A 23254-nucleotide genomic window follows, 5' to 3' on the forward strand; every position below is an offset into this window, starting at 1 on the left:
GGGGGTAGAGCCGGTTCAAGGCTTGGCGGATGGCACGGTATCGGCGTACGTTGTCGCTCATGATTCCTCCTAGGGCTGGGACTCGCCATGGAGTATACCATAAGTCAACCCCCAGAAAAAAAGTGTACGGTAGTGAAATCATGGTATGAGTCCACTGCACACCGGCTTCACCGCCAAGGACCCGAAGCGCACGAAGGGGATGAAGCGCATGTCCTTGGTGTCCCTTTGTGCCCTTCGTGGTTACAAAGGACCCGAAGCGCACGAAGGGGATGAACCATGAAGCATATGTCCTTGGTGTCCCTTTGTGCCCTTCGTGGTTACAAAGGACCCGAAGCGCACGAAGGGGATGAACCATGAAGCGCATGTCCTTCGTGTCCCTTTGTGACCTTTGTGGTTACCTTCGTGGTTACAGCTTTTTGCAGTGAAGTCAAATCATGGTATGATTCTTCTATGCCGCCTCTCTTCCGCAACATCCGGCTTCTGATCGTCGCACTGCTGCTGCTCACGGGTGCATGTGGCATCAGTGGCGTGCTGGCGATTGCTCGTCAGCCGGCGGCACGCGATGCCGCCTTGCTCGACGCATACAGGCGCTGGAATGAACGCACCTTCGATGCCTATCGCATGCAGTTGCGTGATCGCGGGTGTCGGATGGAAGTGGACGTGCAGGCTGAGCGGGTGCGGCAAACGCGCTATGCTACGCGACCATGCGAGCAGCCGCCGGTTGCGGTGCGCGATCTGTTTGATCTGGTCGAACGACACGGAACGGTGCGCCGAACCTGTGTCTCACGCGGGTGCGCCTGTGATGATGTGCTTTCGGTGCGCGCCGACTATCACCCGACCCTTGGTTATCCGCGGACTATTGAGATTACGCTGACGCCTACGCCAAACTGGCGCCACCTCGATTTCTGGCAGGCGGTATGGAAAATGCGCAGCCTCGATGCCTGCAACGACCTGCCCGTCGGCAGCCGGGTTCTGACGGTGGTTGCGCTAACACCGCTTCCCTGATGGTAGAGAAGATACTACCGATACAATAAAGCGAGATATCGCTCAAGAAGAGTACCAATCATCCATGCGCGACTGGTTGAAAAAGAACGGGATGCACCTTGTTCATTTTGGGGGCCTGGCGCCGCTGGCGCTGCTGGCATGGGATGCATTCACCGGGAACCTGACCGTCAATCCTATCCAATACCTGACACAGCGCACCGGCTACGCGGCGATCATCTTGCTGATTGCATCGCTTGTCTGTACGCCGTTGAGCGTCGTGAGCGGCTGGAAGCGCATCCTTGCCCTGCAGCGTCCGCTTGGACTGTACGGCTTTCTCTATGCCGTGCTGCACATGCTGATGTTCACCACGCTCGACTTTGGTCTCAACATTCCCCTGATTGTGCAGGAAGTCGCTGAGAAGCGGTATATTCTCGTCGGAACATCGGCGCTTCTGCTCCTCGTGCCGCTGGCGCTGACCTCAACGAAAGGATGGCAGCGGCGGCTGGGGCGTTCCTGGAAGCGTCTGCATCGTCTGGTGTACCTGGCGGCGCCGCTGGCGCTGGTGCACTATGCCTGGGCGCAGAAGAGCGATATTCGCCAGCCGCTGATCCTTGGGGCTTTGGTGGCAGTGGCGCTGATCCTGCGCCTGCCGGCGGTACGTCGCCGGATTGAGGCGTGGCGCCGCGCCTCTGGTCCTGCCCGTGCTGTCGATGGGAGCCGGCGCACATCGACTGGCGGCGCTTCTCGCACCAGATGAAGACTGATGTGCTCAGCGTGCGCCGATTTTCCGGCGCCAGAGCAAGATGTTCATGTTCTATGTTGAAACACATGGGCATCGCCGACGCCGATGCGCATTTTCCGGCGCCAGAGCAAAATGTTCATGTTCTATGAGCGGTAGCATTTTGGCATTGGTTTGACATAAGACGCTGAACGACGTTTTCTCGCCTGTCTGTGATGTCCTGTCCCACTGAATGCCGTGTCTGCAATCCACGCTTTACAATCTGCGCTCTGCCCTCGCAACGGCAGTGAAGGGGCGCCTGCCATACGCGCCCGTGTTCTGCCGGCTCTTGGTTCCATCATCGTCACGATTGCATTGCCGCTGCTCTGTGTTGTACACTGCTACGTGCTGTCGGCACGCGACCACACGACGCCGCACCCCGTCCAGTTTCTTTGCCGCCTGGCTCCAGGCGCTGGAGGTTCGTTTGCATCGTATGCGGCAGAAGTCTCTCCCTCACCTGCGCTGACACTCCGCGCCGTGTATGAATGTGTAGCGGCGCTGCTGCTTGTCATCGTTTGTCTGCTGTTGGTGCGGGTGCGAACGCCTGATGCAACGGCGCGCTACCATCGCTTTGCACCCTCCCCGCAACCTCCCCCTCCCAGGAATTGAACGGATTGCTCAAAGGGCGTCCATCGCCCTTGATATTCGTTCCTGTTCGCGCGCCGCAACGAGGGCGTGGCAATGCCCTCTTGGTCTGCCATGTGCGAATGCTATGGCAGGCGCGCTCCACCCGGATATGTGTTCAATCGAGTTACCTTGAAACACTCGAAGGAGTCATCATATGCCATCATTTCTTCGCCTCAAGCCCATGATCGCCATGCTGACCCTGCTGGCGCTGACGTTCATCAGTGCGAGTCGGGCGCTGGCGCACGCTGATTATGTTTCATCCGAACCGCCCGCCAACGGAACAGTTACCTCAGCGCCAGAGCGTGTCGTCATCGTCTTTTCGCAGGAATTGAAGCCGGAAGGCAACACGATTCGCGTCACTGATGCACGCGGCAATCAGGTTGATCGCGGCGATACAACGCTGGATCGGAATGACCCGAATCGCAAAACGCTCATTGTGTCGCTCAGCCCCGGTCTGAGCGATGGCGTCTACACGGTGAACTGGAAGAATGCCAGCACCGACGGGCATAGCGAGACCGGACGCTTCCGGTTTACCCTCAGCGCCGGTGCAACCCCGGCGGCTGCGGCTACGCCGCTGCCGGCCACATCCGGCGAGGAGGCGCCCTGGCTTGTGTTGCTCGCGGCTGGCGCCGGGGTGATGCTGATCGGGTGGGCGCTGCGTCGCCGTGTGATGCATCAGTCGTGACATTCGGCGTCCAGGCGGAGGGGTGCTCCGACAGAGCATCCCTTTACACTAATGACTTCACGGCACAAAGCGAACCACAAAGGTCACAAAGGGACACACAGGAAATGCGCTTCATGGTTCTTCACCTTCGTGCGCTCCATGTCCTTGGTGGTTAAGCCTTTGTGCAGTGGACTCACTAATACTAAATGGCAGTCAGTCAGACGAGATATTCAAGCGTTCGCTGTGCAAGGCGCAACGGTCAACGCGCACCGGCAGTCGTGTCGTGGACGCAGACTGCGCCCTGGCATCAGCAGCCCTAGCGGGGCTTCCACTTGCGGTGAGCGCAGTCGAACCGCGTGCGGTGAGCATGGTCGAACTGCGTCCTCAGCGAGGGCTTTCGCCCGCAGCGCCCAGGCGTCCCGCTGCGCGCCCCGGCGGTATTATACAAATGACCACGCATGAGTATAACTCGTGTTTGAAGCGAACCAGGCGCTCGAACATCTTGTCTGATTGACTGCGATGTGGCATCAGAGGGAAAATGGTGTCCCTGTGGGAGGGCGCAGTACGAGCAATGCCGCGATCTCGAACATCTCCCCATACAAGCCCCCTGTATTCTGACAGAATTCTAACCAGGCGACGCTCGTTCCTCCAACATCGGCGTTACCGGTTGGCGATGAGCGCCGTCGTCGTATGGCTGATGCTACTGTCGGCGTCGGTCGTGTACGCTCACCCGCAGATTGTGTCGGCTGAACCCGCGCCGGATGCGCAGCTCGACGCTGCTCCTCACTCGGTGCGCATAACCTTCAACGAACCAATCGAGGAGGCGTTCACATCGGTGCAGGTGTTCGACGCCACAGGGCGCGCCGTTGATCGTGGCGATGGCGGTCGGGCGTCGGACGATCCGCGGGCATTGCACGTCAGCCTTCCGCCGCTCGATCCCGGCGTCTACACAGTGGCATGGCAGGCAGTGGGGCGTGATGGGCATCTGGTGAAAGGATATTTCGCCTTCACGCTGCTCGGCGTCCTGCCTGAACCGACGGTATCCGCTCCAATCCCGCAATCGACGCCGACTCCCGTGATGAACGAGGCGCCCGAGACGTCGCCGGTTTCGCGCGAACCTGGATTGCCACCATCCGTTGATCTGCTGGCGCTGCTACGCAGCGTGATGCTGATCGGCGCCGTAACAGCGATTGGCGGATGGGTCTTCCTGTCGGTGACGCTTATATCGGAAGGCGGAGATCTGGCAGCGCCAATACGACGAATGACCGCCGGCGCATCATTCCTTCTGCTCGTGGCAACACTGGCATTCTTTGTTGCGTACACAATCACGGTCGCCGGGCGCGTGACGCCGGATACCATCACTGCTGTTGCGCGCGATACCCGATTGGGGCAGGCGCTCGCCGGACGGATAGCGTTTACGATGGTCTTTATTGGCGTGATGCGGTTCTCTAACCGATGGTCCCATCCTGGAGGCGTGGTGATTGGCGGGTTGATCCTGCTCACCTTTTCGATCAGCGGGCACGCCGCAGCGACGGATCGACCATTTGTGTCGATGGCGCTCGACTGGGTGCATCTGGCAGCAGTGACGATCTGGGTTGGCGGGCTGATGGCGCTGACCGTCGTGCTGCTTCGCCGGAATGCGGCGTCGGCGCCGCATCTTGTGCGACGGGCGCTGGTGCGCTTCTCGTGGCTGGCGCTTGCATCGGTTGTCGCGCTGACGATCAGCGGCGCGCTTGCGGCGCTATCCTATCTGCGCGACGAGAGCGACTTGTGGGTGACCGCTTATGGGCGCACATTACTGGCAAAGACTGCGCTGTTCGCGCTTGTGGCTGGCATTGGCGCCTATCATCTTGGACTGGTGCGCCGCGCAGCGAAGCATGCGGCGAGAGCAATGACCGTAGTGCTGCGGATGCGTCGCTCAGCGCCGTTCGAGGCGGCGTTTGCGCTTGTGATCGTTGGGGTTGCCGGAGTGCTGACGAGTCTGCCGCATCCGGGCGCAGCGCCGGTGCAGCAACCGCCGGTTGCCGCACCAACTGTCGTGCCTGAACCCACGAGCGTTGTTGTTGAGGAAACCGCAACGCCAGAAGAACCGGCGCCGCTCTCTGATCCACAGCCATTCACGGCAATCCAATCAGCAGGCGATCTACGGGTTGCGCTGCACGTCGAACCTGCCGTCGTTGGTCGCAATGTAATGCGCATTACGATTACCGATGCACAGAACCAGCCGCGTGATGTGCAACGAGTCAGGGTGATGTTTCGTCTTAGCGACAGGGATATCGGCGAAACACATGTTATTGCAGAGCCTGATGGTCAGGGAAGGTATATTGTTCGCAACCAGACGCTCGGCATTGCCGGCGTGTGGCGGGTGGAGGTGCAGGTGCGGCGGATCGACGCCGATGATGTGACTGTCGATTTTCTGTTGCCGATTAGCACGTAATATGCCGTATAATGGATTCTGGAATCCCGTGGATCTGCTCCATCACAACCGAATCCTCACGGCATGCAACGGCTCTGCGTCGAACGCCATCGGCATCCAGACGCAAACGGTGAAGATGTGTTCACTCGAAATGAGTTGCAAACGTCCTGGAGGTGTGCTACCATACCCCTGTCAATCTTTGTGATAAATCGCACATGGTACGTGCATCCGCACAACTGAACAGTTTGCCCGGACGGCTTTCCCTCGTTGTTCAGGCAATGGTGCACACCGCGCGCAGAGCAGCGCCACGGGTTTTGGCAATTCTGCTCGTGTGGAATATCGCGTTGCACGCTCCATTCTGTTGCATTGTGCACTGTCACGTTGCGCCCTGGTTGATGACCCGCACGTCTTCGCATCAGAAACCCTCATTTACGTGCACGTTCAACATTGATACGAATAGTTCGCTTCCGCCAGTCTCGGCGCTGCCGCCGGTGTTCTACCCGGCGATTCTTACGCTCCCAATCGTGTTGATTGTGCTTCTGACGGCGGTCGGCTGGCTGATGTCCGTTTCGTATACATTCTCGCGTAATCTGGCGCCTCCTCCCACCCCTCCTCCTCGCAGCGCGTAACCGTCTCCTGTCGGCGACCGGGTTGGTGCGACAGTCGGGCGAAAAGCCTGCTGCGCCTGATCTGGTTGGGAAACTCTCTCTGTCCATGTATCTGAACATTGTGCCTTCATCTAGGTAGGGAGGATTCTATGAATCGCACGTACACGATCACATTCGCCGCTCTGCTAGCGTTGGTGCTGACGCTTTCGGCATGCGGCGGCGGCGGGCAAAGCGGTCCAGCCGCCAGTGCGCCAGTCGAACCGCTGGCTCGCACGATCTCAGCCAACGGCGACCCTGAGAAGGGGAAGATCTACTACGAAAACGACGGCGGATGCCTGGCGTGCCACTCGACCGGCACCGATAAGCTTGTCGGTCCGGGCATGGCGGGTGTGATGACCACGGCAGGTCCGATCTATCCCGAAGGGGTCAATTACCGCGGAAACCTGCCAAATGGCCAGCCGCGCTCTGAGGAGAACATCGCAGCCTGGATCCGCAGCGGCGGCCAGGGGCAGATCGGCGTGATGTCGCCGCACGAAATGAGCGATGAAGACATGGCGAATCTGCTGGCGTACCTGCATACGTTGCAGCGACCGTAGGAATTGTTGTTGCGAGGAGGAAGACGGGTGAGGACTCCGCGCCTTACCCGTCTGTCCAGGTGTGGGAGGCGCAACAGCCGGCGCGTGCAGTGAAGTGGGGGGCGGCGCATCGTCTATTGCCTGCTGAATGGCAGTGCAAGTAGTTGCTATTGTCTCAAAACGCCTCCCCTCATTGCATCTTCATGGCGACATTGGCGATCGTTCGCCTCCCCAATGTGAGCAATATCGTCCTTTGACCGGGTATACGATGCGTGTTGTGGAGCAGGCACGCTTCTCTGGCTGTGCTTCGCACGACGCCGTTTATGGAGAGAGTTTGCCATGAAGCGACTGCTGTGCGCTCTGATCTCCTCAGAACGCCGAGAGGCGTTCTGTTTACAGCGCGTCAGTCTCAGTCTCCTGATGGGGTTGATAATCTTGTGGCCCGTTGCTGTTCCAGGAGTTGCCGTCGGCGACATGCCGATCCAGGCGCATCTGACGATCCAGGTGCGCCGCTTCTGGGAACGCAACGTCCCGTTCTTCCTGCGGCGCGCAGGCATGATCCCGCAACCGCCGGAGCATGTTGCGCAGCAGGTGCTGTTCGCTCTGGATCGCCACGATATGACCGGCGTGATGCGGTTTGTCGATCCTGGAGCGCCGTCGGCGCATCGGGACATCAGTGAGGCGCTGCGCCGCTGGCCCGCTGACGTGTTGCGCCAACCAGGATGCTGGGGACGTATCGGTCCGTATGTCCAGGACGTCTGGTTCGCTGCTATTCCCGAAGGGAGTATGCGTCGCATCCCAATCACCCTGTCGAGTCCGCGTGAGACGCACGAACTTGTTCTGCTTGTGCGCTTCAATGGACGCGCATGGCACATTGCCAGCGCGCATCACCGACAGATAGACCGTTAGCGCCTGATCTCTCGTGCGACACACGCCCGTTCCTTCTCTTTGATGCGCCAGAACTGGTAAAAATCGGTTACAATATATGTCCGTTCACTCGTCAAAGAGAAAGGAGGCGGTGATGTCATCTCGCAAACGTACCGTTGCGATCCTGATCTTCGACGACGTTGAGTTGCTCGATTTTGCCGGTCCGTTCGAAGTATTCAGCTCGGTGCGCAACCTGACCGGCGATCACGAGCGATTGATGGATGTCTTCGCAGTCGCCGAGTCGATGGCGCCGGTGCGCTGCCGCAATGGGCTGGTCGTTCAGCCGGAGCGGACGATCCACGATTGCCCGCCGGTCGATGTACTGGTCATTCCGGGAGGCGCGGGAGTTCGCTCTGCGCTTGAGCGCAACGACCTGGTGGAATGGGTGCGCTCGCGCGCGCAGGAAGCGGAACTGACGGTCAGCGTCTGCACCGGCAGTTTCCTGCTGGCACAGGCGGGTCTGCTTGGCGGTCGCCCGGCGACGACGCACTGGGAACGGATCGACGAAATGCGCGAACGTTTCCCTGAAATCGAAGTCGTCGAGGATGAGCGCTGGGTCGATACCGGCGCGATTATCACTGCTGCCGGGGTCAGCGCCGGCATCGATGTTGCGCTGCACGTGGTTCGGCGGTTGTATGGCGCGGATGTGGCGCGCGCCACGGCTCTCGGTATTGAGTACGATTATTGGGAATGACCGGCGTCCTCACGCACCATCGCCCATACATCGATCTCGACCTGCGCGCCGCCGAGTAATTCTTTGACCCCAATCGTGCGGCGCGTCGGGTAGGGCGGATGAAAATATTCGCGGTAGAGCCGATCCATCTCGGTGTATTTCTGTATATCGGTCAGCGACACATTCACGCGCACCACGTCGCGTAGCGTACACCCGGCGGCTGTGAGCACGGCGATGATATTGTGCATCGCCTGACGAAACTCCGCCTCGAAACCGCCGGCGATAATGCCTGCGTGACTCGGATGCAACCCCATGTAACTCGATGTGATCACGATATTGCCGATACGGATGGCCTGATCGTATGCGCCGTGTGGGACCGGAGCGGCGTCGGTGAGGATGTGTATGTGCTCCACTGTGAGCCTCCTGTTGTGCGCCAGGCGACGCTGCTGCGCCTGCAATGATTGCTGAACTATGGTACCATAGTTTTGTCGCAGGCTCGAATAGAAGGAGGAGAAAGATGGCGACTCTCGCGCAACTTGTGGCCGAAAAAGCTGGCATTACCGAATCGCAGGCGCAGATGGCGATCAAGACGGTTGCGGATTTTCTGAAAGAGAAATTGCCGGCGCCAATCGCCGGTCAGGTTGAAGGGTTGCTCGCCGCTGACGTCAGTGGCGTTGCGGGAGCGGCTGAGTCGATGATGAAAGGGCTTGGCGGGTTCATGGGAAGCAAGAAAGAAGGGTAGGAGACATTCAATCCGCTACCCTCAATGCCCGCACGACGATCTGGTCCGCCGCTGGTCCCTCGACGACAACCAACCGCAGCGTACCATTGGTCGTATTGGTGATCTGCAAATCCTGGCGCCCGCCGAATGATCCGGGCTGACCGTCGATATTCCAGATGGCGACTGCGTCTTCATCGGCGACATTCAGCAACCCGATGCCAGCGGTGCGCACGTGGTTCGGAAAGGCGAACGCTTCGGGCGGCAACACCGGACGCAGCGCCTGAACATACCGGCTGGCAAGATCGCACCATCCACCGCCGGGGATGCCAGCGACGACGCGTACGCGAATGTGAGCAGGCGGGCCGACGCTGGCGTTGAAACTCCACGTCTCACCCGGTCGGATGATGACATCGCGCAGGGCGCCGTTGCTGGCATCGAGCGCTACGCGAACGTTGTGGCCCACATCGCCGGCCAGGCTCAACGGCGCACTCTCACCGAGCAGCACGAAGCGTGGTGACGAAATGTGCGCAAACGCAGGAGTTGCTCCTGTCGTCTGCAACCAGGCTGGGTCGAATATCCCATTCTGCTGGAGCGGTCGGTCAAAAACGATGGACGAAGGCGCATACCGATAATCCAGATACAGGACGGCGGCGCTCAGTGTCAGCACGATGATCGCAATCCGCGGCGATACCGATGGTCGCAGCATTGTCTGAACTCCTTTGCCCGGGTTGTACGATCTGCGCATGATGCCTCCCTGCACCCGTGTGGCAGACAGGGATCGACAAAAGGCGACACGAATTATAGCACACTTGTTCTAAAACGCAAACAAGAGCCTGCCTCCCCCAAAAGTACCGCCCTATCCTGGCGCTGATTGGGGTATACTTGAACCCGATATGGTCGATGACTCCGATAGCAAGTCATGCAAGTGCGTCTTTTTATGCTGATAGTGAGCGTTGCGCTGCTGGCAGGCGCTGCGCTGCCGGATCCAGCGGCAGAACCGGCGTGGGCGCAGACAATCGTAACCGTCACCCCCACGCCTCCGCGCCAGCCTGCGGCGCCGGGCGGCGCGCCACGCCCGACGACCACGCCGGGCGCAGCAGCGAAAGAAACCGAACGTCTGCTTTCTGCGGCGCTGGAACGCACGTCACAGTCGCCGTCCTATCAGATGAACGTATCCATTCGCGCAGCAGGCGTCGTGGCTGGCGCACGCGGCGTGCGCGAGGAGACGTTGATCGACTACACTGGCGAGTATAACGGCGCAAACTTCGCATTTGTCTTGCGCGCGCCAGAACTGCTGCGCCAGGGTATCGACCCGACGACCGGCGTTACCGCAGTGCGCGCGAATGGGGTGACGTATGCTGTCGGTCCGCTCCCAATCCACGGTGTAACCGAAGCGGTCTGGTACACGGTCGGTTCAAATGCGCCATCGTTTTTGTCGCCTCCCTACCGTCTCGACAATCTGTTACGACGACTGGGCAATGCGCTTCCACTGGCAGAGATGACGCGCGGTCGCACGGAAACGATTGATGGGCGGCGCTGCACGGCGTACCAGGCGGCTGCGGATGTGACGCCGGCGGCGCTGGGAGCGCTTGGCAGACCGCTTTTGCCGCCACGTGCGACGAATACGAACACGCCGCTCGATCTCAACATCCAACGGGGCGTGGTGCAACTCTGGCTGTGTAGCGATGGCATGCTGCGCCGTGTTCAGGTGATTGCAGCAGGCAATGTGCGCCAGCAGCCATCGAATGTGTTTTCCACGACGTTTCTCATCGAAGTCAGTAATCTCAACGGCAGGGTGACAATTGCCGCGCCGGCAGAGTCTCGTTCGCTGAAGCGCACTCCTGAGCCAACCGTGGCTGCCCGACGCGCCGGTCCGATCCGGAGTGCGCCAGGCGCAGGCAGCATCGTAGGGCAGATGAACGTCCAGGATGCAGTCATCATTATCGAGCGCAGCGCCGATCAGCGCTGGTACCGCGTGCGTGCGCCAGCAGCGACGGGGTGGGTCAGTGCGTCGCTGCTGTCCGTATCGCCATCGGTTGCGCGCCAGGTGCCGGTAACCCCTAACCCCTAACCCCTATCACCAGGACTCAGCGCTGCTGAGGGGAAGACCACGCTGGCGCGTTCGAGCAGGTCGAGGCAGGTTTCCAGGATGGCGATGCCGCGCTCATCCAGGGGGACGCCGCTCTCCCAGTCGTGGAGCAGGCGTGAGGCTTCGCTGTACGACGCGAGGATGGCGGCGGTTTCCGCCGTTGTGGGCAGGCGCGCGTCGATTGCGGCAATCAGGAGGTTCAGACGTTTGCGGGTAATCTCCATATTCTCGGCGTGCGGGCGTATCGCCTGGTCGCACTCGATCAGCAATCGTTCTTCCTCTTCCAGATACGCGATGATGTTATTGAAACAGGTGGTCAATTCATGCGCCTGCGGATCGCTCGATGTGTGGCGCGCCAGCATGGTGATTGCACGCTGCGCTTCGTTGCGGTAGGCGCGCGCCTCGTTGATCTCGTTGGAGAAGCCAAGCGTGCGTGCCAGTGATTGCTCACGATATGGCCAGAGATTGCTGATTGTGTAGGCGATCTGCGCGAGCGTTGCGATCTGCGGGCTGTTGGCGAATGCCAGTAGCGCCTGCACCAGACGCACCTCTTTGAGCACTTTGTCACACAATGATCGCGCCTCGGGCAAGGCTTCGACAATTGTGCGCAATGCCCGTGCGTATGCCGCCATGTCGTGCCGCAGCGCCTGATTCGCGTAGTCGAATGTGGTCAAGGTTTCCCTCCAACATGGTGACGGTCACGTTAATCGGCGGTGCGCCCGCGACGCGGCCGCCGCCCGGCTCGCTGGCGTTGCGGGTTCGCCCGGCGTATCGCGCGTGACCGTCACCTGGCGGCTCCGCTGTTCTGCACCCCACCCGGCGTTGCAGAGTGGCGCGGAGTCTTTGCCTCGCCGCTGTTTGCTTGAAGTACCGTTCGACTGAGCCGTGCAGTTACGTTGCCAGCGAAAGATGCGCCAGCCGGTGCATGCTGTCGCGCAGTGTTGCGTACATGTCACGGTAGACTGCGTAGACCTCATCATACCGTGCGACGGCGCGGTCGTCCGGCGCGGTCGTCGTTGTGAGCGTCACGCAGCGTGCAACGGCATCGTCCACATCCCGGAAGACCCCGGCGCCTACCCCCGCGAGCAGCGCGGCGCCGTATGCCGGTCCCTCTTCCGCCGCCAGCGTCACAACATCGGTGGCGTAAATGTCCGCCTGCAACCGTCGCCAGAGCGGGCTTTTGCCCCCACCGCCGGTGGCGCGGATCTGGTCCGGCGCAATGCCCAGGCTGCGCATGATCTCCAGTCCGTCCCGCAGCGAGAAGACGACTCCTTCCATCACTGCGCGCGCCATATGCGCCGGTGTGTGGCGCGCCGTCAACCCGATGAATGCACCGCGCGCCAGCGGGTCGAGGTGTGGTGTGCGTTCGCCGCTGAGATAGGGCAGGAAGATCAACCCTTCGGCGCCAGGTGGAACCGATGCCGCCAGCGTGGTCAGTTCGTCGTAACTGAGACTCTGACCGGTGACGGCGCGTAACGTATCGCGGAACCAGCGGAACGAGCCGCCGGCTGCCAGCGTGACTGCCATGAGGTGGTACCGTCCTGGAACGCTATGGCAGAAGGTGTGCAGGCGCCCCTGCGGATCGAGTGCAATCTCGTCGGAATAGGCGAACAGAACCCCGCTGGTGCCAATACTGCTGCTGATAATGCCGGGCTGTACGATGCCGGCGCCGACCGCCGCTGCCGCATTGTCGCCGCCGCCGGCAATGACCGGCAGTTCAGCGGGCAACCCGAGGTCGGCTGCAATCTCCGGCAGGATTCCGCCGGTCACGTCTGGTCCCTCGAACACATGCGGGAGCCAGGCGCGCGGAATGTCGAGCGCCGCCAGCAGGTCATCGCTCCAGTCGCGGCGGCGCAGATCGAGCAACAGGGTTCCGGCGGCGTCGGCGGCATCAGTGGCACTGATGCCGGTCAGTTTGCGGCGGATGTAGTCCTTGGGCAGCAGCACCTGCGCAAGCCGCGCGTAATGCTCTGGTTCGTGGTTGCGCAGCCAGAGGATCTTAGGCGCCTGGAACCCGGTGAGCGCCGGGTTTCCGGCAATGGCAATCAGTCGTTCGGCGCCAACGCGCTGCGTGATCTCGGCGCACTCCGCCGCGGTGCGCTGATCGTTCCACAGCAGCGCAGGACGAATGACCCGATCCTGTTCGTCCAGAAAGACCGATCCATGCATCTGGCCCGTCAAGCCCAGCCCTGCGATCTGCGCCGGTGCGACGCCTGCCTGCGCCACAACCGTGCGGAGCGTCTCACACGCTCCGCGCCACCAGTCCTCCGGGTTCTGCTCGCTCCAGAGTGGTTGGGGAGTCGAGAGCGGGTACTCGGCGGTTGAGACTACCAGAACCCGGCCGTTTTCGTCGCAAAGCAACGCTCTGGCGCCTGTGGTGCCGATGTCGAGACCGAGAAGATAGGCGGGCATGAGATATTCCTTGCAGGTCAGAGACGTTCCTGCGCAGAATCATATCGTGTTCTGGCATATCGTCAAGGCGTCGGTTGCTCACCGCACCACCAGCGGCATATGGACAAAGAAAAAGCGCGACACACGGACGGATATGGTCGCAGTTCCGGCTGCGCCTTCGATGTCGGAGACGCGCACTGTGACGGTGTATGTTCCTTCCTCCGCGTAAGTATGGTTCAGCGTGAAACGCTTATCTCCAGACAGCATCAACGGCTGTGGTCCGCTCCCGTCGCCGTAATCGACGGTTGCATTCCACGAACTCGTAGCAACTCTTCGATATCGGCGAACGATCCGGCGCCGGTAAAAGCATTGCCCAGCAGAACCTGACCTGGCGCGTTGAGGGTGACGACCGGCGGCATATTGACGACCTGTACTGTTTGGGTGGTGCGCGTGGTCGACTCGGAGTCGCTCGCTGTGACGGTCATGGTGTACGTTCCGGTTCGCTGATACCGGTGACTGAACGTAAAGGCGCTGCTCGGCGACGCGGTGAGCGATTGGGCCTCCGTGCCGTCGCCGAAGTCAATCTGAAGCGTAATGTTGTCGTTCTCGGTGTCGAAGAACGAACCGGCGCCGTTGTACGGGGTGAAAATATGCGCAGTTGCAGGATTGTCGGCATTGAACGTCACAACGGGCGGGTCGTTGATCACGCGCACCACAAATGAGGAACTGGCAGCCGCATTCTCGGAGTCGCGCACCGTCACGGTGACGGTGTACGTTCCGCTTTGTTGATAGGCATGGTTGAATATGAATGCTCGATCCGGGGCGGATGCAGTGGTCTGCGCCGATGCGCCATCGCCAAAATCGACCGTTATTGTCAGCGTCTGGTCTTCGACATCGAAGGACGAGCCGCCGATACTGAACGGCGCCAGGATATGGGTTGTCGTGATGCTGCTCGAAATCGAGATCTCTGGCGGATCATTGACCGGTGTCACGGTAATTGTTGCGGTTGCCGTGGCACTGCTATAGGCGCTGGTTCCGCCGCCATTGCCGGGATCGACCCCGCGCTGACCATTGGCGAAGCCATCGGTCCGATCCCATGCGCGATAGGTGATGCTTGCCTGACCAAAGAAATTCGGCGCCGGACGGAACCGTAGCCGTGCCGATGGTTCGAGCAGCAGGGTGCTGGTTGGGGCGACTGTGCCGACATCTAGCCAGGAATTGCCGTCGAGTGAGTATTGCCATGTTCCATTGCCGCTGGCGCCGGTCAGCGCTACCCCTGCGGGAAGCGCATCAGGATCGGGATCGGTGACCATGCCGCTGAGCAGTGCGCTTACCGTCGTTCCAGGATTGCTGGCATCGGGAACATCTTCGGGAATCGAGGGGAATGTGCGTGGCGACGAGTTCAGCGCCGGCGCATCGTTCACCGGCGTGACGACGATATGAATGGTTCCGGTATCCTCGCCGTCGGCGCTCGAGACGCGGAAGTCGAACCGATCCGCACCGTTGTAGTTCGCCTGCGGCGTATAGCGGTGCGTGGTTCCCGATCCGCTGAGCGTTCCACGCGACGGGTTGTTGATCGGTGCGATCGTCAGCGGGTTAAGGAACGGCGTCGAGCCGGTCAACGTGACCGTAATCGGTGTGTCTTCCGGGGTGACGATCACCTGGTCGTGGGCATAGGGCGCATCGACCCGTTCAACCATCAATGCCGGACCGGGCCAGTTGATCTCCAGATGATGCCCCTGGCGATTGGTCCATACCCCGAAAAGATTATCCCCCCGGATCAACGCCGACACTGGCACATCGCGCCAGTCGAAACTCCAGTGATGGTCAGCGCCGATCGGCGGCGTCGCGACGGCAGGCGGAGGGGCATTGACATTGACGATGGGGACATTGTTGATCGTGATGCGATCGCGCACATTCGGCTCTTCTTTGGTCTGATCGCCTGCCCAGGTATGGATGATCATCCGTGCTGAGGCGGCGCCGGTTGGGTCATCGTCAATCGTGATAGTGGTCGTCAGTGGCGGTGTGGAAGCGCTCATATTGCGCGGGCCGAAGTTCTGTCGCACGCCAAACACACGTTGAGGCAGACTGCCGTAGTCGTGCGAGGAGGTATACATCCGCACCTGACGCCCGCTGCGCTGGAACCAGACCGTGCGCGCGGCGGTCATCACCGACACCCCGTCGCTGTCGGTGATCCGCGCCATCAGGCGCACCGGCAGCGGATTGCCGTTTGCATCGACCTGATCCGGTATCCAGGTAGTGTTCCAGACCACGCGGTAGACATTGCCGTCGCGCACTGCCCAGCCGATGTGACGTTGCATCTGGGTGCGCGCCAGTTGATACTGCCACTCGCGCAGCACGCCATTGCCGTCCCAGTCGTAGTCGAGGTATTCACCGATGACGTCGACACGCGCAATCGTTCGACCGGCGGGAGGGGTCGCCTGGACAGTAATCTGCGGCATCTCGCCAATCGTGGCGTTTTCTGCAGGTGAGGCGATGCTGCCGCTTGGCGCGGGAATGCTTCCCGGCGTGTAGTACAGCCGGGCAGTGAAGCCATAGATATAGGTTGTGCCCCAACCAAAGTTTCCAGGGCAACTCGTATCCTGCCCGAATTGGTTGTTGTACTGAATGGTGAAACGGAAACGGTTCTCACCATTCCGCAGCTGGCTCAGGTCGAGCGGCAGTGTGCGTCCCAGGATGGTGCGGAAATAACACTGCTGGCGAGCGCCCGAGGGAACATTCTGGATCGGCGGCAGCGGTTGCCAGTAATCTTGCGCGTTGACGCGAAAATGCTGGCGCGTGCCAATGTGCCCGCCCCAATATTCAACGGCTAATTCAGCCCGCGTGGCGCCTGCGGGGTTGAATGTCAATCCGGCGGAACGTTCTGCCGGAATGTTGTTGCACGATGCGCTATTCGATGGCCGAAAACAGAGAGTCAGGCGCTGCGGGAAAGCAAACTCACGGAAGACATCGCCTGGTTGCGGTCCTCCCACAGCGCTCTGCGCCAGCGCGACCGGTTGCTCCAGATGTGTGATGGAACCCACAGGCAATCCGCCAAGGATCACGACAATCAGGGTCCATAACGCCACCCAACGATTCACACGAAACATAGCCGTCTCCTGGCAGATGCACTGAAGCCATAATCGCCCGAACGCTTGCTTCCGTCGCGCAACGCACGTCTATGCACGGACAAACGTCTACGGATGTCCATGTGCGATATGATCAAACCCGGATCGCACATTCCTTCGAGTTACGAGCAGTGAGCGGTAGACGAATGCACTATACCTATTCGTAACGCATGTCGTCAATCATTCTGAAAAGATCGTTATCCAGAGAAGCATGTCGCAGATGTGGTATTCTGAGGCGATAAAAACCGAAGCGCGCCGTCCAGTGGCGCGCTTTGAGGTGAGAAAAATGTTATTTTGCCGGGCGATTAGCGCACGCCAAGCAGCAGTTCATTCGTCAGTTGATCGAGGCGCTCATACGCCAGCCCACGTCGTCCGAGCGTGCCACGATCAAACGGATGCGCCTTGAGCGCAGTTGCCTTCTCGCGGCTGTAGCCGCCCCAGAACGGCGCCATCGCGCCGTCGTCGGCGGTGATCTCTGCGAGCAGCGCCTGGATTTCAGCGTCTTCGTCGAAGCGGCGCGCCTTTTCTTTCAAGATCAGGTAGGTGCGCATGCAGCCGCGCGCGAATGCTTTGACCCCCTCATAATCCTCGGTGCGGTAGGCGTGCGCGTCGAAGTGGCGGCTCCCCTGGTAGCCGACATTCTCCAGGAAGCGCACCAGGAAGAACGCTGCTTTCAGGTTCACCGCGCCAAAACGAAAGTCCTGATCGTAGCGCCCGATCACCTGATCGTTCAGGTCGATATGGAACAGTTTGCCCGCGTCCCACGCCTGTGCGACGCCGTGCAGAAAGTTCAGCCCCGCCATGGTTTCGTGAGCGACTTCCGGGTTCAACCCGACCATGTCGGGGTCGTCGAGCGTGTTGATGAACGCCAGTGCATGCCCGACGGTCGCCAGGTAGATGTCGCCGCGCGGCTCATTCGGTTTTGGTTCGAGTGCGAATCTCAGATCGTACCCCTGATCTTTCACATAGGCGCACAGAAAATTGATCGCTTCGCGGTAGCGCTTCAGTCCCTCCAGCGGGTCTTTGGCGGCGTCGCTCTCCACCCCCTCGCGCCCGCCCCAGAAGACGTATACCTTTGCGCCGCATTCAACTCCCAGATCAATAGCGCGCATCGTCTTTTGCAGCGCATAGGCGCGCACCTGTGGGTCGTTCGAGGTAAACGCGCCATCCTTGAAGACGGGATCGGCGAAGAGGTTGGTTGTCGCCATCGGCACGACAAGTCCGGTCTCCTGCAACGCCGCCTTGAAATCACGCAGAATACGATCCCGGTCGGCAGGCGTCGCATCGATCGGGATCAGATCGTTGTCGTGAAAGTTGACGCCATACGCGCCGACTTCCGCCAGGAGATGGACGATCTCAACCGGTGACAGCAGATGGCGCACCGGCTCGCCGAACGGATCGCGTCCGACGTTGCCGACCGTCCAGAGACCGAAGGTGAACTTGTGCTCAGGTTTGGGTTCGTACATGGTGCTCATAGGATTACTCGCTTTTATGAAGGAAGGTGCGCCGCCGCTGCGGGCTAAAGCCCTCGCTGAGCGTGTGAAAGCCCCGGAGGGGCTTGCCTGGCCTGAGCCGGGGCGTCAACCCGCAGATCAGAATGTCCAGGTTCACGTTGATCGTCCCTGGAAAAGGACGCGGGACCAACGTTCAATACGTTTCGCCGCCGCCATCGAACCGCAGCGTGGCGGGCAGCGTGCGCGCCTGCTCGATCCAGGCGCTGACCTGCGCCAGTGACGGGACGCGCTTCACCAGGCTACGTTCAGCATTGATCGCCGCCAGGCGCTTGCGCAGGTCCTCCGCCTGACGGTGCGCCAGATCGACTGCGGTGCTGACACCTGCCTCTACCAGCAATCCGGCGTAATCCCAGCCAACGCCGCGCACTCGTTCAAGGTCGGCGCGGAACAAGATGGCGAGCAGCGCCGTCTCGGTCAACCCGGAAGCGCCGGTGATCTCGGCTCTGCCCGCCGGTTCGGCGCCCCGGTGCAGCAGATCATGCGTTGTGTCGATGCCAATCGTACTGAGGCGGGCAATCATCTCCGGTTCGAGTCCTTCAATCTGCGCCAGTTTCATCCTCTCCTCCTCCTGGTTGCATATGCCCGGAATGCCTTTCTGCATGCAGAACGCATCCTCGGCGCCCCTGCGCCGCGCGCATGATACCAGGAGTCAGGAAGACGACGGCAGCGGGCTGATCAGCGTCCATCCGCCGTCGATAATGAGCGTTTGTCCGGTGATATGCGCCGCTCCCGGCGACGCCAGAAAGATCAGCGCCCGTGCAACATCGTCTGGCAAGCCGACGCGCCCGGTCGGCGTGACGCTGTTCCAGTGCGCTTCATACTCCGGGTCGTCGGCGCGGTTGCGTTCATTCAGAATGGCGCCGATGCCCAGGGCGTTGACGGTGATGCCATACGGACCGAGTTCACACGCCAGGGTCTTCGCCATGTGCCGCAATGCGGCTTTGGTGATCCCATAGGCGCTCAAGCCTGGAATCGCCTGCACGCCGGTCACCGAAGCGGAAAAAACGATCCGTCCGCCATCACCCTGTGCAATCATCTGGCGCGCCGCCGCCTGCGCCGCGAAGAACGATCCTTTGACGTTCAGGTTGAACAGCGTCTCCCACTGATCCTCGGTTGTGTCGAGGAATGGTGCGCTGATCGTGATGCCGGCGTTCGCTGCCAGAATATCAACGCGCCCGAAGGCTTCCACCGCACGCGCGATCAGCGCCTGGTTCGCCGCAACACTCGACAGGTCGGCGTCGCAGGCTTGCGCCCGCCCGCCGGCGGCGCGGATGCGTTCGACCACCGCTGCTGCGCGTTCCGCCTCACCGAAGTGCGCCGCCAGCACCGTGCATCCATGCGCTGCCAGCATCTCTGCCATCGCCGCGCCAATTTCGCGGCTGGCGCCGGTCACAATGGCGACTTTTCCTTCCAGAAGCGGGGGCATGCACTTTACCCTTTGTGTCAGGACTTCTGGAACGCCGCATCGAAGGCGACGGCGCTCGGCGGGAAGTCGCTCTTCTTCACGAGCGCACACGCTTCTGCAGCGCCGAACTCGCGGTCCATGCCGCTGTCTTCCCACTCGACCGACAACGGACCGTTGTAGCCGATGCGGGTCAACGCGCGGAAGATCGGGTCCCACTGAATATCGCCATGCCCTGGCGACACGAAATCCCAGCCGCGGCGTGGATCGCCGAAGTTGAGGTGCGATCCCAGAATACTCGTGCGACCATTCAGGTTACGGCGGCTCTCCTTCACGTGGACGTGATAGATGCGGTCGGCGAATGTCTCGATAAACAGCACCGGATCGACGAACTGATGGATCAGGTGGCTGGGGTCGAAGTTGATGCCGAATGCCGGTCGGCGTCCAATCGCTGCCAGGGTCTTCTCGGTGGTCACGATATCGTAAGCGATCTCGGTTGGATGCACTTCCAGACCGAAACGCACCCCCACCTCATCGAACACGTCCATGATCGGATTCCAGCGCGCTGCGAAATCGGCGTACCCGGCCTCGATCTGTTCGGGAATGTTGGGCGGGAAGGAGTAGATCAGATGCCAGATCGAGGAACCGGTGAAGCCGTTGACCTGTTTGACGCCGAACGCAGCGGCGGCGCGCGCAGTATTCTTCATCTCCTCGGCAGCGCGCTGGCGCACTCCTTCGGGGTCGCCGTCGCCCCAGACGCGCGCCGGAATGATCGCTCTATGACGTTCGTCAATGTTGTCACACACGCATTGGCCGACCAGGTGGTTGCTGATGGCGAAGCATTGCAACCCGTGCTGTTCGAGCAGTTCGCGCTTTTCGCGGATGTAACGGTCGGATTCAAGCGCCTTATCGACCTCGAAATGGTCGCCCCAGCAGGCAAGTTCCAATCCGTCATAGCCGAAACTTCTGGCTTTGGCAGCCAGCGTCGCCAGCGGGAGATCCGCCCACTGGCCCGTAAACAGAGTAACCGGTCGTGGCATAGATTCTTCTCCTGTATTCACTGGCGCACACCTTTGAGGTCAATCCGCGTGCGTGGCGCTGTCGCCGTTCGTTCCGGCGGAAACATGCCTCGAACACCTCCAGAATCGATGGCTGAGACCTCAAAGATCGTACATGCGTTTGATGTTCTTGGAGACGTTGCGATGCAACGTTGCTACTCGCTGTGAACCCCTCTCACCTCTCACCTCTCACCTCTCACCTCTCACCTCTCACCTCTCGCCTCTCACCTCTCACCTCTCACCTCTCATCTCTTGCCTCTCACCTCTCGCCTCTCACCTCTCACCTCTCACCTCTCACCTCTCACCTCTCACCTCTCACCTCTTGCCTCTCACCTCTCACCTCTCACCTCTCACCTCTCACCTCTCACCTCTCGCCTCTCACCTCTCACCTCTCACCTCTCACCTCTCACCTCTCACCTCTCGCCTCTCGCCTCTCACCTCTCGCCTCTCGCCTCTCACCTCTCACCTCTCACCTCTCACCTCTCACCTCTCACCTCTCACCTCTCGCCTCTCGCCTCTCGCCTCTCGCCTCTCGCCTCTCGCCTCTCGCCTCTAATACTCCGGCGCCACCCACTGCTTGCTTCCGGCGGATCGTTCGACGGCGTCGAGGATCGCCTGGCAGCGCAAGCCGTCCTCGAAGGTCGGGGCGGGCGAGACGCCGGCGGCGATGCCGTTCAGCAAATCGTATATGCCGTGGGTGAAGGTATGTTCCCATCCGATGATATGCCCGGCGGGCCACCAGGCGTTCAGGTACGTGTGTGCATTGCCGTTGGTGACCAGCACAGTGCGGAACCCGGCGACATCCAGCATGTCGTCGTCGAGCAGCACCTCGAGTTCGTTCATGCGTTCGAGGTTGAAGCGCACGCTCCCCTTGCTGCCGTTGATCTCGAAACTGTTGTAGTTCGCGCGTCCCTTGGCGAAGCGCGTCACCTCGAACGTGCCGACGGCGCCACTGGCGAAGCGTGCCAGGAACAGTGCTGCATCATCGACGGTCACCTCTCCCATCTCCGTTCCGGCCGCAGCTCCAAGCCCGCCGGTCGTCGCCGCGAGCGTCGGTCGGCGCTTGATGAACGTCTCGGTCAACCCGGTCACTTCGGTGATTTCGCCGACCAGCATGCGCGCCAGGTCGATGATGTGCGCGCCGAGATCGCCCAGCGTGCCGGCGCCGGCGACATCCTTCTGCAACCGCCAGACCAGCGGGAAATTCGGGTCCATGATCCAGTCCTGCAAGTAAACGGCGCGCCAGTGGTAGATCGTTCCCAGGCGCCCGGAGTCGATCAGCGATTTGGCGAGTTGCACCGCCGGGACGCGGCGATAGTTGAAGTTGACCATGCCGACGACCCGGTTGCGCTGCACGGCGTCGAGCATCTGCCGCGCCTCGGCGAGGGTGTTCGCCAGCGGCTTTTCACAGAAGACGTGCTTGCCGTTTTCGGCGGCAGCGATGCTGATTGCGGCGTGCGTGTCGCCCGGCGTCGAGACATCGATCAACTGAATGTCGTCGCGCGCGACCAGTTTTTTCCAGTCGGTTTCGTATCCTTCCCAGCCGAACTGCGCCGCCGCAGCGCGTACCGCCGCCTCGTCGCGCCCACAGATCGCCTTCATCACCGGGCGCAGCGCGACATCGGGAAAGAATGCGGCAACCTGGCGGTACCCGTTCGAGTGCGCTTTGCCCATGAACTTGTAGCCGACCAGACCGACGCCAATTGTGTTTGACATAACCGTGTGCCCCTTCTGCTTCAGAAACAGATTGGTATGCGTTATGCCTGATATTTCAGGTAGTCATCGATAATTGTCGTGAACTCGATCCGATTGCCGAACGGATCGCGGCAGAAGAACCGTGGACGACCGGGGATGGCGACAGTGTCCTCAGGGGTATAGCCTGCGGCGATCAATTGCGAGCGCGTTGCTTCGAGATCCTCGACCTCAATGCAAACGTGTCTTCCAGATGGATCGGCATGCGGCTCCTCGGCGAACAGATGAAGTTCGGCATCACCCAGACGATACCAAATAACATTGAAAGGGATCATTGACGAGGGCGCCGGAATCTCTTCCAGCCCAAGCAATCCGCCGTAGAAGGCGCGGGTGGCTTCATCGCTGCCGGGGGGACGCGGGATGCTGACGTGCTGCACTCGTGGACGTGTCATAAGCCCTCCTCATCGCGGGCAGAGCGGCATCTTTCGGGGCTGGCGCGGAATACGATACGCAGCGTACAGCCTCTGCGAAGGGATGCGCAACTGCACGACTGCGTTGTCGTACACAGGACCATTGCTCGTGAACGGGAGCCGCCAGGCGGGCGATGTCTTTTGCAGGCGCGGATACCGCCAGCGAGTATACCGCAGCCTGAGAAGCGCGTCAAGGTGATGCTATAATAGCGCGAATGGTGATCCGCTTTTGGGGAAATGCGTGTGAGTCAGACCGAGCGTCGTCTGTTGACCGTGGACGTTGATCGGCGCGGGTATGGTCGGCGTTATACCAGCCTGCCGGTCGACGAGTTGCGCGACGATGGGTTCAGCATCTATTTTGAGGGCGCCTACATTCGCCCAGAACATATCGATGTGCGTGTCGGCGACATGGTGCGCTGGCGCAAGGGAGATCGCCGGTTGCAGGGGCGCGTGATTGAGGTGCGCCGCGAAGAACTGGCGTTGCACGTCAGGCTGGCGGATGTGGCGCCGTTGCCGCCGGATGCGTTTTTTTCCTAG

The 23254-nt window shown here is 60.8% G+C and carries 22 protein-coding genes; 10 read left to right on the forward strand and 12 right to left on the reverse strand.

What is annotated here, in order from left to right:
• The first annotated feature begins 450 nt into the window (after positions 1 to 450).
• The 7 genes from AC3EA7_RS18035 to AC3EA7_RS18065 all read left to right on the forward strand — a co-directional run bounded on the left by AC3EA7_RS18035 (position 451) and on the right by AC3EA7_RS18065 (position 8273).
• Positions 451 to 1005 (forward strand): DUF6174 domain-containing protein, encoded by a 555-nt coding sequence (locus AC3EA7_RS18035; protein ID WP_488615460.1) that lies wholly within the window; start codon positions 451 to 453, stop codon positions 1003 to 1005.
• A 64-nt stretch (positions 1006 to 1069) separates the two neighbouring features.
• Positions 1070 to 1741 carry a protein-methionine-sulfoxide reductase heme-binding subunit MsrQ gene (gene msrQ, locus AC3EA7_RS18040; protein WP_488615461.1) on the forward strand — a complete coding sequence of 224 codons (672 nt, stop codon included), beginning with the start codon at positions 1070 to 1072 and terminating at the stop codon, positions 1739 to 1741.
• An 802-nt stretch (positions 1742 to 2543) separates the two neighbouring features.
• On the forward strand, positions 2544 to 3074 hold the full coding sequence (locus tag AC3EA7_RS18045) for a copper resistance CopC family protein (RefSeq protein ID WP_488615462.1): 531 nt from the start codon (positions 2544 to 2546) through the stop codon (positions 3072 to 3074).
• Positions 3075 to 3726: 652 nt separating this feature from the next.
• Entirely contained in the window at positions 3727 to 5490 is a 1764-nt protein-coding gene (locus AC3EA7_RS18050; RefSeq protein ID WP_488615463.1) for a copper resistance CopC/CopD family protein, read from the forward strand.
• Positions 5491 to 6226: 736 nt separating this feature from the next.
• Complete coding sequence (locus AC3EA7_RS18055) at positions 6227 to 6673, forward strand: c-type cytochrome (RefSeq protein WP_488615464.1); 447 nt, start codon at positions 6227 to 6229, stop codon at positions 6671 to 6673.
• A 318-nt stretch (positions 6674 to 6991) separates the two neighbouring features.
• Positions 6992 to 7561, forward strand: coding sequence for a hypothetical protein (locus tag AC3EA7_RS18060; protein ID WP_488615465.1), 570 nt, complete (start codon positions 6992 to 6994; stop codon positions 7559 to 7561).
• Positions 7562 to 7673: 112 nt separating this feature from the next.
• Positions 7674 to 8273: a DJ-1/PfpI family protein gene (locus AC3EA7_RS18065; RefSeq protein WP_488615466.1), complete on the forward strand. Its 600-nt coding sequence runs from the start codon at positions 7674 to 7676 to the stop codon at positions 8271 to 8273.
• Here AC3EA7_RS18065 and AC3EA7_RS18070 read toward each other — a convergent pair.
• Positions 8261 to 8665, reverse strand: a complete 405-nt coding sequence (locus AC3EA7_RS18070) for a RidA family protein (RefSeq protein ID WP_488615467.1) — start codon at positions 8663 to 8665, stop codon at positions 8261 to 8263. The two genes, AC3EA7_RS18065 and AC3EA7_RS18070, sit on opposite strands and share 13 nt — an antisense overlap.
• 104 nt (positions 8666 to 8769) lie before the next feature.
• On the opposite strand from AC3EA7_RS18070, the gene AC3EA7_RS18075 reads away from it, so the two are divergent.
• Positions 8770 to 8994, forward strand: coding sequence for a DUF2267 domain-containing protein (locus AC3EA7_RS18075; protein WP_488615468.1), 225 nt, complete (start codon positions 8770 to 8772; stop codon positions 8992 to 8994).
• Between the two features lie 7 nt (positions 8995 to 9001).
• Here the strand turns inward: AC3EA7_RS18075 and AC3EA7_RS18080 are convergent, their stop codons facing one another.
• Positions 9002 to 9679: a VanW family protein gene (locus tag AC3EA7_RS18080; protein ID WP_488615469.1), complete on the reverse strand. Its 678-nt coding sequence runs from the start codon at positions 9677 to 9679 to the stop codon at positions 9002 to 9004.
• Positions 9680 to 9910: 231 nt separating this feature from the next.
• Between AC3EA7_RS18080 and AC3EA7_RS18085 the strand changes: the two genes are divergently transcribed.
• Complete coding sequence (locus AC3EA7_RS18085; RefSeq protein WP_488615470.1) at positions 9911 to 11044, forward strand: SH3 domain-containing protein; 1134 nt, start codon at positions 9911 to 9913, stop codon at positions 11042 to 11044.
• Here AC3EA7_RS18085 and AC3EA7_RS18090 read toward each other — a convergent pair.
• The 10 genes from AC3EA7_RS18090 to AC3EA7_RS18135 all read right to left on the reverse strand — a co-directional run bounded on the left by AC3EA7_RS18090 (position 11041) and on the right by AC3EA7_RS18135 (position 22699).
• The gene (locus tag AC3EA7_RS18090; RefSeq protein WP_488615471.1) at positions 11041 to 11736 is read right to left on the reverse strand and encodes a hypothetical protein; all 696 of its coding nucleotides are present in this window, start codon (positions 11734 to 11736) and stop codon (positions 11041 to 11043) included. The two genes, AC3EA7_RS18085 and AC3EA7_RS18090, sit on opposite strands and share 4 nt — an antisense overlap.
• Before the next feature lie 217 nt (positions 11737 to 11953).
• The gene (xylB, locus tag AC3EA7_RS18095) at positions 11954 to 13474 is read right to left on the reverse strand and encodes a xylulokinase (RefSeq protein WP_488615472.1); all 1521 of its coding nucleotides are present in this window, start codon (positions 13472 to 13474) and stop codon (positions 11954 to 11956) included.
• A gap of 78 nt (positions 13475 to 13552) precedes the next feature.
• Positions 13553 to 13720 carry a PKD domain-containing protein gene (locus AC3EA7_RS18100; protein WP_488615498.1) on the reverse strand — a complete coding sequence of 56 codons (168 nt, stop codon included), beginning with the start codon at positions 13718 to 13720 and terminating at the stop codon, positions 13553 to 13555.
• Positions 13720 to 16563, reverse strand: coding sequence for an Ig-like domain-containing protein (locus AC3EA7_RS18105; RefSeq protein WP_488615473.1), 2844 nt, complete (start codon positions 16561 to 16563; stop codon positions 13720 to 13722). The genes AC3EA7_RS18100 and AC3EA7_RS18105 overlap by 1 nt, the downstream gene beginning before the upstream one ends.
• 323 nt (positions 16564 to 16886) lie before the next feature.
• A complete protein-coding gene (gene xylA, locus AC3EA7_RS18110; protein ID WP_488615474.1) occupies positions 16887 to 18056 on the reverse strand; it encodes a xylose isomerase in 1170 nt (389 codons plus the stop codon).
• Between the two features lie 172 nt (positions 18057 to 18228).
• Entirely contained in the window at positions 18229 to 18651 is a 423-nt protein-coding gene (locus AC3EA7_RS18115; RefSeq protein ID WP_488615475.1) for a DUF4332 domain-containing protein, read from the reverse strand.
• A 93-nt stretch (positions 18652 to 18744) separates the two neighbouring features.
• Positions 18745 to 19521, reverse strand: coding sequence for an SDR family NAD(P)-dependent oxidoreductase (locus AC3EA7_RS18120; protein WP_488615476.1), 777 nt, complete (start codon positions 19519 to 19521; stop codon positions 18745 to 18747).
• Positions 19522 to 19538: 17 nt separating this feature from the next.
• Positions 19539 to 20537 carry a sugar phosphate isomerase/epimerase family protein gene (locus tag AC3EA7_RS18125; protein WP_488615477.1) on the reverse strand — a complete coding sequence of 333 codons (999 nt, stop codon included), beginning with the start codon at positions 20535 to 20537 and terminating at the stop codon, positions 19539 to 19541.
• A gap of 570 nt (positions 20538 to 21107) precedes the next feature.
• A complete protein-coding gene (locus AC3EA7_RS18130) occupies positions 21108 to 22271 on the reverse strand; it encodes a Gfo/Idh/MocA family protein (protein WP_488615478.1) in 1164 nt (387 codons plus the stop codon).
• Positions 22272 to 22312: 41 nt separating this feature from the next.
• Entirely contained in the window at positions 22313 to 22699 is a 387-nt protein-coding gene (locus tag AC3EA7_RS18135) for a VOC family protein (protein WP_488615479.1), read from the reverse strand.
• Between the two features lie 261 nt (positions 22700 to 22960).
• On the opposite strand from AC3EA7_RS18135, the gene AC3EA7_RS18140 reads away from it, so the two are divergent.
• On the forward strand, positions 22961 to 23254 hold the full coding sequence (locus tag AC3EA7_RS18140; protein ID WP_488615480.1) for a cupredoxin domain-containing protein: 294 nt from the start codon (positions 22961 to 22963) through the stop codon (positions 23252 to 23254).

Source organism: Roseiflexus sp. (assembly GCF_057785375.1).